Source organism: Kitasatospora sp. NPDC093806, from assembly GCF_040683335.1.
GTDB lineage: Bacteria > Actinomycetota > Actinomycetes > Streptomycetales > Streptomycetaceae > Kitasatospora.
The window spans coordinates 1-11,332 of sequence record NZ_JBFBDO010000167.1 but is presented as its reverse complement, the minus strand read 5'-3'; the positions used below and the strand labels follow the sequence as shown (position 1 = coordinate 11,332).

The following is an 11,332-nucleotide window of genomic DNA, read 5'->3' as shown; positions in this document are numbered from 1 at the left end:
GCCACCTCGCCGACGAGCACCTCGCCGTTCTTCGCGAAGGCGACGACGGACGGCGTGGTTCGCGCGCCCTCGGCGTTGGTGATGACGGTGGGCTCACCGCCCTCCAGAACGCTGACGACCGAGTTCGTCGTACCGAGGTCGATGCCGACCGCGCGTGCCATCGAAGGTACCTCCACGAAAGAGTTGAGCTATACGGGCTCAAGGATGCACGAAGCGAGCGGGGGAGTCAACAGCTATGAGTCCAAGGTGCTCAAGTTTGCTGAGCTGACAATCCGAGGGTCGTTCCGGGGGTGCCGCAGGGGGCCCCGGGGGTGCACTTACGTGACTGCCGCCATACCTTGAGCATCTTCAGGAGAAGTGTTAACGAGCGGTAATGTCCGGGCCGTCGGCCCTGGAAGTTACCGACGAGTACAATCCCCCGGGGGCCCTTCACCCCCAGCAAGCACCCAGCAAGCAGGAAAGCCGCAGGAGACGGAGAGCCGATGCAGCTAGCAGCGATCGTCATCTCGCTGGTCACGTTCGTGGTCGGCACCGCGCTCGCCGCTCGTGCGGCGCTGTACATCTACAAGGTGGTGCGCACCGGCCAGCCGGACCCCGCCCGGTTCGGGCAGCCCGCGCAACGGGCGAAGACCCTGGCGGTCGAGTTCGTCGGCCACACCAGGATGAACCAGTGGGGCGTTGTGGGCGTCGCGCACTGGTTCGTCGCGGTCGGCTTCTTCAGCCTCGTCCTCACCATCGTGAACGCCTTCGGTCAGCTCTTCGACCCGGAGTTCGCGCTGCCGATCATCGGGCACTGGATGCTCTGGCAGCTCTTCGTCGAGCTGCTCGGCACGCTGACCACCCTGGGCATCCTGACCCTGATGGTGGTCCGGCTGCTCAGCCTGCCCTCGAAGTCCGGCCGCAAGTCGCGCTTCGCCGGCTCGATCGCCTGGCAGGCCTTCTACGTCGAGTACACGATCCTCGGCATCGGCCTGTGCATCACCATGCTGCGCGCCCTGGAGGGCGCCCTGGCCGGCGTCGATTCCTACGGGCCCGAGCACCTGGTCTCGTACCCGCTGGTCGCGGCGCTGCGCGGCCTGGAGCCCGGCACGCTGGAGAACCTGGTCTACCTCTTCGCGATGCTGAAGATCTGCATCTCCTTCGCGTGGGCGACCACCATCGGCCTCAACCCCTCGATGGGTGTCGCCTGGCACCGCTTCCTCGGCTTCTTCAACATCTACTTCAAGCGCGAGGAGGACGGCTCCACCGCGCTCGGCGAGCTCCGTCCGATGACCAGCGGCGGCAAGCCGATCGACTTCGAGGACCCGGCCGACGACGCCGTCTTCGGCGTCTCCCAGGTCGAGCACTTCTCCTGGAAGGGCATCCTCGACTTCTCCACCTGCACCGAGTGCGGCCGCTGCCAGTCGCAGTGCCCCGCCTGGAACACCGGCAAGCCGCTCTCGCCCAAGCTGCTGATCATGAGCCTGCGCGAGCACGCCTACGGCAAGGCGCCGTACCTGCTGGCCGGCGGCGGCAAGGACATGGAGGGCGAGGAGAAGGCCACCGCCGAGCAGCTCAAGGACGTCCCGGCGGCCGCCCTGGCCGAGGCCGAGCGCCCGCTGATCGGCACCGCCGAGGAGAACGGCGTCATCGACCCGGACGTGCTGTGGTCCTGCACCACCTGCGGCGCCTGCGTCGAGCAGTGCCCGGTGGACATCGAGCACATCGACCACATCGTCGACATGCGCCGCTACCAGGTGATGATCGAGTCGTCCTTCCCGACCGAGGCCGGGACGATGCTCAAGAACCTGGAGAACAAGGGCAACCCGTGGGGCATGGCCACCAAGGCGCGCCTGGACTGGGTCAAGGAGCTCAAGAAGGAGACCGGCATCGAGGTGCCGGTGATCGGCGAGGACATCGACCCCGCCGAGGTCGAGTACCTCTACTGGGTCGGCTGCGCCGGCGCCCTGGAGGACCGCGCCAAGAAGACCACCAAGGCCTTCGCGGAGCTGCTGCACACCGCCGGCGTGCAGTTCGCCATCCTCGGCAAGGAGGAGTCCTGCACCGGTGACTCCGCCCGCCGCCTGGGCAACGAGTTCCTCTTCCAGATGCTCGGCGCGCAGAACGTCGAGACCCTGAACGCCGCGCTGGAGGACGCCCCGGTCAAGCGGATCGTGGCCACCTGCCCGCACTGCTTCAACACCATCGCCAACGAGTACCCGCAGCTCGGCGGCCACTTCGAGGTCATCCACCACACCCAGCTGCTGCAGCACCTCATCGACGAGGGCAAGCTGATCCCGGTGAACCCGGTCGAGGGCCTCATCACCTACCACGACCCCTGCTACCTGGGCCGCCACAACAAGGTCTACAGCCCGCCGCGCGAGATCATGGACAAGGTCCCCGGTCTGCGCCAGCAGGAGATGCACCGCCACAAGGAGCGCGGCTTCTGCTGCGGCGCCGGCGGCGCGCGGATGTGGATGGAGGAGCGGATCGGCAAGCGGATCAACACCGAGCGCGTGGACGAGGCGCTGTCCCTCAACCCGGACATCGTCTCCACCGCCTGCCCGTTCTGCCTGGTGATGCTCTCCGACTCGGTCAACGGCAAGAAGAACGAGGGCGCGGCCAAGGAGCACCTGAAGGTCGTCGACGTGGCCCAGCTGCTGCTCGACTCGGTCAAGGCGGTCCCGCCGGCCGAGACCGAGGAGCCGGCCACCGTCGACGCCTGACGGCCGGGCCCTGGCGCCGGCGCGGTCCGAACTGGGCCGTGCCGGACCCCAGTTGTTCGACAGTTCTGCAACAACCGCCCGGCCCGGGGGGTGCCACCGGCGCCCGCCGGGCCGGGCTTTTCGGGTGCCACGCCCGGGCGTGGCGGCGGATCCGCCGCCGCCCACCGGGGTACCGACCGCCGGACCGCAGGACGGCGTCCCGGTCGGAAGGAAATACAGTAGGCGCCTGACCGGCCCCGAGCCGGTCGCTCCGTTCCGGACCCCGGAACGCCATTCAGACCACCGACGGAGGTATCGGCCCGCCGGGCCGGGCCGCAGAGACCACAAGGGGAACAGCGCAGACCATGACCGAGGCGATCATGCTGGTCGGTGGTAAGGGCACGCGACTGCGTCCGCTGACCACCCACACCCCCAAGCCCATGCTGCCCGTGGCAGGCGTCCCGTTCATCGCCCACCAGCTCGCCCGCGCGGCGGCGGCCGGGGTCACCCGCGTGGTGCTCGCCACCTCCTACCTCGCCGAGGTCTTCGAGGACCACTTCCAGGACGGCACCCCGTACGGCATCGAGCTGGTCTACCTGACCGAGCGCGAGCCGCTCGGCACCGGCGGCGCCATCCGGAACGCGGCCACCGGGCTCACCTGCGGCCCCGACGAGCCGGTCCTGGTCTTCAACGGCGACATCCTCTCCGGCGTCGACATCGCCGCCCTGCGCGACGGCCACGTGGCCGCCGGGGCCGATGTCACCCTGCACCTCACCCGGGTCGAGGACCCGCGCGCCTTCGGCCTCGTCCCGACCGACGAGCACGGCCGGGTGCTGGAGTTCCTGGAGAAGCCGGAGACGCCGGAGCAGATCGTCACCGACCAGATCAACGCCGGCTGCTACGTCTTCACCCGCTCGGTCATCGACCGCATCCCGACCGGCCGCGAGGTCTCGGTCGAGCGCGAGACCTTCCCCGAGCTGCTGGCCACCGGCGCGCTGCTGCGCGGCGTCGTGGACACCTCGTACTGGCTGGACCTCGGCACCCCGGCCGCCTTCGTCCGCGGCTCGGCCGACCTGGTGCTCGGCAAGGTCGACTCGCCCGCCGTCCCCGGCCCGACCGGCGACGCCCTGCTGCTGCCCGGCTCGACCGTCCGGCACGGCGCGGTGCTCAGCGGCGGCACCGTGGTCTCCGAGGGCGCGGTGGTCGAGGCCGGCGCGATCGTCGAGGGCAGCGTGATCCTGCCCGGCGCGGTGATCGGCCCGGACACCCTGGTCAAGGACTCGATCGTGGGCGCCTTCGCCACCATCGGCGACCGGACCGCGCTGGACGGCGCGGTGATCGGGGACGGCGCGATCGTCGAGTCCGACAACGAGCTGCCGACCGGCATCCGGGTCGCCTGCGGCACGCTGCTGCCGGTCGGCGCGGTCCGCACCTCGGCCGGCCCGGGCGGCTGCCCGGCCGGCACCAGCGCGGCGGCGGCGGTGCACGGGCCGAAGGTCGGCGCGCGGCGGTAGGCGGTCGCGAGCGCGGTAACAGGCTCGCTGCAAACCGGACCCGGTCCGGTGCCCGCCCGCCACGGGACCGGTCGGACGGGTACCTTCTGAGCGTGGCTGGCAATCGATACGACAGCGGTCAGGGCGCCGACCCCCGTGGCGGGTGGTCGGCGCCCCCGCAGCAGCAGGCGGCGCCCGGGGGGCACGGGCCGACGGACGGGCCGGAGTACTTCACCGGCCCGCAGCAGGGGCCCGGGGGGTACGGCCCGCAGGGGCACGGTCCCCAGGGGCCGTACGGGCACCCGGGTCCGCAGGACCCGTACGCCCAGCCGGGGCCGTACGCCCCGCAGGACCCGTACGCGGCCGACCAACCCGGCCACACCCGGGCCTTCCCGGCCGGCGCCGACCCCTACGCGGGCGAGCCGTACACCGGGCAGCCCTCCTACTACGACGAGCAGGGGCAGCCGTACGGCGCGGGCCACCCGCCGCAGCAGCCCCAGCAGCCGTACGGCGAGGACAACGTCGCCGTCTACCGCGCGGGCGGCCAGTCCGCGCCGCAGGCCACCGGGCCGCGCCCGACCTGGCGCGAGCTGCTCGTCGGCCTGTTCCGCACCCCCACCGCGATCTTCGACCGCACCCGCGACCACCAGGTCTGGCTCCCCGCCGTCACGGTCTCGCTGGCGTACGGCGCCCTCGCCGTCCTCGGCATCGGCCTGACCCGCGACGACGTGGTCAACTCCACCTTCACCGTGGCGCTCACCGCGATGCTCGCGGCCGCGATCGGCTTCACCCTGGCCGGCGGCATGCTGGGCGCGGTGACGTACGCGCTGGCCCGGCAGTTCGGCGGCGACGGCCCCTGGCAGTCCACGGTCGGCCTCGCCGTGCTGATCGGCTGGACCACCGACGCGCCGCGGCTGCTGCTGGCGCTGGTGCTGCCCGCCGACAACCTGGTGGTCCAGGCGGTCGGCTGGGCCACCTGGGTGCTCTGCGCCGTCCTGCTGACCAGCATGGTCCGCCGGCTGCACGACCTGCCCTGGGGCAAGGCCGCCGGCGCGGCCGCGCTGCAGCTGCTGGCCCTGCTGGTGCTGATCAAGCTGCCGACCCTGGGCTGACCAGGGCCGCGCCCCGCGGGGGACAATGGACGACGGGCTCCGCCTCGCGGGGCCCGTCGCGCTTTCCCGCTCACCCTCGACCCACCCTCGACCGCACGGAGCCAGGCATGACCCTCCCCACCACCCACGTCAGCTTCCCGGCCGGGGCGGTGACCGGCGAGTCGACGGTGCTCGCGGTGCACCCGCTGGACGGCGGCCGGTTCGCCGTCGTCACCGAGGCCACCCCGTTCCACCCGCTCGACCACACCTGGCCCGACCAGCCGGCCGACCTCGGCACCCTCACCGTGGACGGCACCGAGCTGGCCGTCGTCGACTGCCTCACCGGCGCCGTCGGCCCGGACGGCGGCGACCCGCTGGTCGGCGCCGACATCCCGGTCCGGCGCGGGGACGAGGAGTGGTCCTGGCTGGTCCTGCACGTCCTGGCGGGCGACCCGGGCGCCGTGGTCGGCAAGACCGCCGTCCTCGCCGTCGACGCCGAGCGCCGGGCCGCCCTGTGCGCCTCGCACAGCGGCTGCCACCTGCTCGCCCTCGCCCTCAACGAGGCGCTCGCCCCGCGCTGGCGCAAGGACCCGGGCCGCTCCGACGCCTTCGGCCACCCGGACTTCGACAGCCTCGCGATGGCCACCTCGGTGATGGACACCGAGGCCAGCACCGACACCTACCGGCTCGGCAAGTCGCTCCGCAAGAAGGGCTTCAGCGCCGAGGCCACCGAGGAGCTGCCGGCCCTCGCCGACGCGCTCCCCGCCCTCACCGAGGCCGTCAACCGGCGCCTGGCGGCCTGGGTCGCCGCCGACGCCCCGGTGCGCATCGACGTCCCCGGCCCGGAGCTCACCGCCCGCCGCCAGTGGCACTGCGAGCTGCCCGAGGGCGCGGCGCGGATCTTCTGCGGCGGCACCCACCTGCACCACCTGGGCGAGCTGGCCGAGCTCCGCACCGAGCTGCGGCTCTCCGAGGACGGCAGCGAGCTGGTCGCCGTCACCCGGCCCAAGCGGGCCTGAAACGCCGGTGGGCGGTCACCCCTGCTCCAGGGGTGACCGCCCACACGTGTGCGCTCTGCCGCAGCCGCGTCTCAGACGTCCGTGCGGTGGAAGTTCAGGTAGGACCGGGACGGCGTCGGACCGCGCTGCCCCTGGTACCGGGAGCCGTACCGCTCCGAGCCGTACGGGTGCTCGGACGGCGAGGACAGCCGGAACAGGCACAGCTGCCCGATCTTCATCCCCGGGTAGAGCTTGATCGGCAGCGTCGCGACGTTCGACAGCTCCAGCGTGACGTGCCCGCTGAAGCCCGGGTCGATGAAGCCGGCCGTGGAGTGCGTCAGCAGCCCGAGCCGGCCCAGGCTGGACTTGCCCTCCAGCCGCGAGGCGACGTCCTCCGGCAGCGTGATGACCTCGTAGGTCGACGCCAGCACGAACTCGCCCGGGTGCAGGATGAACGCCTCGTCGCCCTCCGGCTCGACCAGCCGGGTCAGGTCCGGCTGCTCCTCGGAGGGGTCGATGTGCGGGTAGCGGTGGTTCTCGAAGACCCGGAAGAAGCGGTCCAGTCGCACATCGATACTGGAGGGCTGGATCATCGAAGGGTCGAACGGGTCGATCACGACCCGGCCCTTGTCGATCTCGGTCCGGATGTCCTTGTCAGAGAGCAGCACGCTTCGAGGTTACGTGCACGACGCGGCCCCGGACGAATCGCCCGGGGCCGCACCTGTCACTTCTCTCCCGCGATCGCCCTCGTCAGGCGAGGAACTCCACGGCCTCCGACCGCAGTGCCCGGGCCAGTTGCGGCTCGGACAGCTCCCGCACGTCGGCCAGCACCGAGCTCCGCAGCCGTCCGCACTGCGGACAGCGGATCAGCCGCCCGGGCCCCAACCGACCGGGTCCGAGGTTCTGCATCGGGAACGTGGTGGTGCTGAACAGGTGCCCCTCGGCACAACGAACGACGGCGCGCTGCTCCATCGATCCCCTTCCCATCCTTACCCCAGTACTCACCCGTACTCGTCGCCCCGAACAGGCGGAGCCCCCGGGACCAGCGTCACATTAGGGGAAGTTCCGGACATTCCACACCAAGGCTCGCCGCCCCGCGCCCACCCGCCGGGGCACTCTCACGCGGCCCACACAGTACGCCTCCGCCCCCACCCCGCGCGGCTCCGCCACGACCTCCGGCCACCTGTGCAACGGCCGTCACGAATGGGGTACAGTGAGGGCAGATCGAGCGGTCTCTGACGGCTCATCAGGCGGGCGTAGTTTAGTGGTAGAACATGAGCTTCCCAAGCTTAGAGTGCGAGTTCGATTCTCGTCGCCCGCTCCAGCAGTAGAGCCCCAGGCCAACGGCCTGGGGCTTTCGCGTTGTCCGGGGGTTGTGCGAGGGGTCGTCCGGGTGCCGTCCGGGTGCGGGTCGGCGCCGGGGAGGAGGGTCCCCCGGGAGGGGGAGTGGGGGGATCGTCCGGTGGCCGGATCCGGGGCGGGGGGTCGCGCGGCGAGACTTACTTCCGGGCGGGGGGAACGTCGGGACCGCCCGTGGAACCCGAGACTCCTGGAGGACCTCATGGCGGCCATGACCGCGATCGCGCCGACCGGACGGCGGACCCGGTGGGCCGGCTACACGGCCGCGGCGGCGGCCCTGGCCTATGCCGCGCCGCACTTCTGGTGGGGAGCCGGTGTCGCGGCGACCTTCCCCGGTGACTTCGCCACCGCTCCGCACGGCGACCTGGAGGCGGCGATCGGCTACTGGGTGATGGGGGCGGTGGCGGTGTTCGGCGCGGTGCTCTCGCTCGCCCTGGTCCGCCCGTGGGGCCGGCGCGTCCCGGCCCGGCTGCTGGCCGTCCCGGCGGGGATCGCCGGGGTCGGGATGACGCTGTGGGGCTTCACCTACTTCGCGATGCGCTACCTGCTCGCCGCCGACCGGGTGGTCTCGGCCCCCGCCTTCGCCGCCCAGGACGCCCATCCGCAGAGTGCCTGGGGCCTCTTCTGGTACGGCCTCTTCCTGCTCTGGGGCCTCACCCTCGCCGCCGCCTCCTGGCAGCGACTGCGGGCCGGCCGCCCGCACTGCGCCAGCTGCACCGGGTCCTGAGAAACAGGGAGGCGCGGAGCGAGTCCCCCCGGACTCGCTCCGCGCCGCGTCGACGCGCGGCTTTGCTGCCGCTCCCCCCGACTGCCCCGGACTCCCGCCGTCCCCCCTGGCGCACTCTCCGGCGAGAGCTCTCCGCACAGGCCCGGCAAGCCCCCTTTGGGTGGGGCGTCGTTGATCTTTACGGTAACAAACCGCTTGGTTGGTTTGTCAATAGGGGGATCCATGAAACATCCACAATCGGGGGTACGGCCGCCGGATGCAAGGGTGCGGCGGGGATCGCAGGAAAACGCCTGCGGGGATGGGTCGTTCGCGGGCGTATGGGTGGGGGTGGGCGTGTGGGGTGGGGGTTGTTCTGAATCCGACATTCCGAACGGAATGTCGGATTCGTGAAGAGGGGACGCGGGGCGGCGCTCAGCGGAGCAGACGGCGTTCCTTGGCGACGGCCACCGCGCCCGCGCGGGTGTCCACGCCCAACTTGTCGTAGATCCGGCCGAGATGGGTCTTGACGGTCGCCTCGCTGATGAACAGGGCGCGGGCGATCTCCCGGTTGCCGAGCCCCTGGGCGAGTTGGGCGAGGATCTCCAGCTCGCGCTCGGTGGGCTGCGGGGCCGGGGCGCGCATCTGGGCCATCACCTTGGAGGCGACCGGCGGGGACAGCACCGTCCGGCCCCGCGCGGCCGAGTGCACGGCGGCGAACAGTTCCTCCGGCCGCTCGGCCTTCAGCAGGTAGCCGGTGGCGCCCGCGCCGATCGCCCGGGTGATGTCGGCGTCGGTGTCGTAGGTGGTGAGGACCAGGACGTGCGGGGCGTCCGGGGCGGCGGTGATCCGCCGGGTGGCCTCCACCCCGTCGATGCCGTCGCCGAGCTGGAGGTCCATCAGCACCACCTGCGGGGCGAGCCGGGCGGCCAGTTCGACGGCCTCCTCGCCGCTGCTCGCCTCGCCGACCACCTCGATGTCGCCGGCACTGGCCAGCAGGGCGAGCAGGCCGGCCCGGACGACGGCGTGGTCGTCGCAGACCAGCAGCCGGACCGGGGCCGGGGCGGGGACGGTGGCGGGCACGGTGGCGGGGACGGGGTTCATCGGACGGCTCCGGGAGGGGTGAGCGGGATCGCGGCGGAGACCACGGTGCCCTCGCCGGGGGCGCTCTCCACCGTCAGGGTGCCGCCGAGCTGGCGCAGCCGGGCGCGCATCGCGGGCAGGCCGTGGCCCCGGGCGGACGGCGAGGAGGAAGGGGAGGCGGGGGACCGGGTCGCGGCGGGCGGGGTGAAGCCGCGGCCGTCGTCGGCGATGTCCAGGACGGCCTGGTCGCCGAGGAAGGAGAGGGTCAGCGCGGCGGCCGACGCCCCGGCGTGCTCGCGGACGTTGGCGAGCGCACCCTGGGCGATCCGCAGCAGCGCGGACTGCGCGGCCGCCGGGAGCGGGACGGGCGCGCCGTCCAGGTGGAAGCGGACCGGCAGCCCGCTCTCCGCGGACTCCCGTTCGGCGAGCGCCCGGAGCGCCTGGTCGAGGGTGCGGCCGTCGGCGAGTTCGGCGGGCGCGAGGTCGTGGACGAAGCGGCGCGCCTCGGCGAGGTTGCGGGCCGCCACCTCGGCGGCGGTGCGGACGTGGCCGCGGGCGGTCGCCGGGTCGCCGTCCCAGGTGCGGTCGGCGGCCTGGAGCAGCATCTGCTGGCTGGAGAGGCCCTGGGCGAGGGTGTCGTGGATCTCCATCGCGAGCCGTTCGCGCTCGGCCAGGGTGCCCTCCCGACGTTCGGTGGCGGCGAGCTCGCGGCGGGTGCGGACCAGGTCGGCGATCAGCGCCCGCTGCCGCTCGGCCTGCCGCTCCATGTACAGGAAGACGGCGGTGGCCAGGGCGGCGACGGCGGGCGGCAGCAGGATCAGATTGGCGTCCACGGCGCCCGGCAACCGGACCTCGCCGACCACCACCAGCAGGGTGAGCGCGGCGACCAGCGGGATCGCGGCCCGGGCGGGCAGGGTCCGCAGCGCGGTGTAGACCAGCGGGACGGCGCACCAGGCGAAGCTCGGCGCGAGCAGCACCAGGACCACCCAGAGCGTGGTCACCACGGCCAGCGGCCAGGGGCGGCGGCGGTGCCCGGGGGCGGGCGGGCGGCGCAGGGCCAGCCAGGAGCCGACCGGCTGGACCACGGCCAGGGCGATGCTCAGGCCGAGCACCCAGGGGATCCGCGGGTTGCCGGGGTGGTGGGTGAGGAAGCGGCTGAGCGAGGTGGCGAGCAGGAGCAGGAACGCGGAGTCGAGCAGGACGGCCAGCCGGGCGGCGTCCGGGTCGGGGACCTCGGTGGGGTCGGGGGCGTCGGTGGGGTCGGGGGTGCCGGGGGCCTCGGGGGCGGGGGCGGAGGGGCCGGGGTGGTGCACGGGGCCGCTCCTCGTTCTGTCCGGTCGCCGCCGGGGCTGCGGCGATCCCTCGATGGTGACCCGTCCGGGGCGGGGGCGCATCGACCGATCGGACGACGGACCCGTCGTCCATCATGCCCCGGGGCGGTGGACGGAACGCCGATGTGGCGGGGGGTGCCGGGCTCGGAGGATCGATCCCGTTCCCACCACCGATCCGACGAGGAGCCGGACCATGAAGAAGACCTCCGTTCGCGCCAAGGTGCTGACCGGCACCGTCGCCGCCGCCGCGCTGACCGCCGCCACCGTCGGCGCCGTCTCGGCCAGCGCCGAGTCCACCGAGACCCCGGCCGTGGCCGCCGCCGCGGTCAAGGCCGACACCCAGAACAAGAACCTCGCCCAGACCACCGGCCTGACCATCGAGGCCGCCACCAAGGCCGCCCAGGCCACCCTGGACGCGGCCGCCAAGGCCGGCCAGCGGGTGTCCGTGGCGGTCGTGGACCGGGACGGCGTCACCCGGGTGCTGCTCAAGGGCGACGGCGCCGGCCCGCAGTCGCCGGAGTCGGCCGAGCGGAAGGCCTTCACGGCGGTCTCCTGGAACGCGCCCACCTCCGAACTGGCGAAGCGGCTCG

Annotated in this window: 10 protein-coding genes, 1 tRNA gene and 1 pseudogene; 7 read left to right on the top strand and 5 right to left on the bottom strand. The window is 72.9% G+C overall.

Annotated elements, in window-relative coordinates; all coding sequences use genetic code 11:
* A partial coding sequence (locus tag AB0N76_RS37715; RefSeq protein WP_363565307.1) for an Hsp70 family protein occupies positions 1–161 on the bottom strand: 161 nt, incomplete at its 3' end.
* A 321-nt stretch (positions 162–482) separates the two neighbouring features.
* Between AB0N76_RS37715 and AB0N76_RS37710 the strand changes: the two genes are divergently transcribed.
* The 4 genes and pseudogenes from AB0N76_RS37710 (at position 483) to AB0N76_RS37695 (ending at position 6,287) form a co-directional block, all read left to right on the top strand.
* The gene (locus tag AB0N76_RS37710; RefSeq protein ID WP_363565305.1) at positions 483–2,705 is read left to right on the top strand and encodes a (Fe-S)-binding protein; all 2,223 of its coding nucleotides are present in this window, start codon (positions 483–485) and stop codon (positions 2,703–2,705) included.
* A 344-nt stretch (positions 2,706–3,049) separates the two neighbouring features.
* Positions 3,050–4,123: pseudogene (locus AB0N76_RS37705) on the top strand (NDP-sugar synthase); the annotation flags it as partial.
* Between the two features lie 167 nt (positions 4,124–4,290).
* The gene (locus AB0N76_RS37700) at positions 4,291–5,289 is read left to right on the top strand and encodes a Yip1 family protein (protein WP_363565303.1); all 999 of its coding nucleotides are present in this window, start codon (positions 4,291–4,293) and stop codon (positions 5,287–5,289) included.
* Positions 5,290–5,396: 107 nt separating this feature from the next.
* Positions 5,397–6,287 carry a metal-dependent hydrolase gene (locus AB0N76_RS37695; protein WP_363565301.1) on the top strand — a complete coding sequence of 297 codons (891 nt, stop codon included), beginning with the start codon at positions 5,397–5,399 and terminating at the stop codon, positions 6,285–6,287.
* Between the two features lie 71 nt (positions 6,288–6,358).
* On the opposite strand, the gene dcd is transcribed toward AB0N76_RS37695, so the two are convergent.
* Positions 6,359–6,934 (bottom strand): dCTP deaminase, encoded by a 576-nt coding sequence (gene dcd, locus AB0N76_RS37690; protein WP_363565299.1) that lies wholly within the window; start codon positions 6,932–6,934, stop codon positions 6,359–6,361.
* A gap of 82 nt (positions 6,935–7,016) precedes the next feature.
* Complete coding sequence (locus AB0N76_RS37685; RefSeq protein WP_363565297.1) at positions 7,017–7,253, bottom strand: hypothetical protein; 237 nt, start codon at positions 7,251–7,253, stop codon at positions 7,017–7,019.
* Between the two features lie 263 nt (positions 7,254–7,516).
* Here AB0N76_RS37685 and AB0N76_RS37680 point away from each other — a divergent pair.
* Positions 7,517–7,590 (top strand) — tRNA-Gly (locus AB0N76_RS37680).
* Positions 7,591–7,827: 237 nt separating this feature from the next.
* On the top strand, positions 7,828–8,352 hold the full coding sequence (locus tag AB0N76_RS37675; RefSeq protein ID WP_363565295.1) for a DUF3995 domain-containing protein: 525 nt from the start codon (positions 7,828–7,830) through the stop codon (positions 8,350–8,352).
* 411 nt (positions 8,353–8,763) lie between these two features.
* Here the strand turns inward: AB0N76_RS37675 and AB0N76_RS37670 are convergent, their stop codons facing one another.
* Both AB0N76_RS37670 and AB0N76_RS37665 read right to left on the bottom strand, forming a co-directional pair.
* Positions 8,764–9,432, bottom strand: a complete 669-nt coding sequence (locus AB0N76_RS37670; RefSeq protein WP_363565293.1) for a response regulator transcription factor — start codon at positions 9,430–9,432, stop codon at positions 8,764–8,766.
* Complete coding sequence (locus tag AB0N76_RS37665) at positions 9,429–10,805, bottom strand: histidine kinase (protein WP_363565291.1); 1,377 nt, start codon at positions 10,803–10,805, stop codon at positions 9,429–9,431. The genes AB0N76_RS37670 and AB0N76_RS37665 overlap by 4 nt, the downstream gene beginning before the upstream one ends.
* A gap of 130 nt (positions 10,806–10,935) precedes the next feature.
* Between AB0N76_RS37665 and AB0N76_RS37660 the strand changes: the two genes are divergently transcribed.
* A partial coding sequence (locus tag AB0N76_RS37660) for a heme-binding protein (protein ID WP_363565289.1) occupies positions 10,936–11,332 on the top strand: 397 nt, incomplete at its 3' end.

Bases quoted from the DNA above. Each gene is read 5' to 3' on its own strand.
- AB0N76_RS37710 (WP_363565305.1), top strand. From the start codon at position 483: ATGCAGCTAGCAGCGATCGTCATCTCGCTGGTCACGTTCGTGGTCGGC.
- AB0N76_RS37695 (WP_363565301.1), top strand. From the start codon at position 5,397: ATGACCCTCCCCACCACCCACGTCAGCTTCCCGGCCGGGGCGGTGACC.
- AB0N76_RS37685 (WP_363565297.1), bottom strand. From the start codon at position 7,253: ATGGGAAGGGGATCGATGGAGCAGCGCGCCGTCGTTCGTTGTGCCGAG.
- AB0N76_RS37675 (WP_363565295.1), top strand. From the start codon at position 7,828: ATGGCGGCCATGACCGCGATCGCGCCGACCGGACGGCGGACCCGGTGG.
- AB0N76_RS37670 (WP_363565293.1), bottom strand. From the start codon at position 9,432: ATGAACCCCGTCCCCGCCACCGTGCCCGCCACCGTCCCCGCCCCGGCC.
- AB0N76_RS37665 (WP_363565291.1), bottom strand. From the start codon at position 10,805: ATGCGCCCCCGCCCCGGACGGGTCACCATCGAGGGATCGCCGCAGCCC.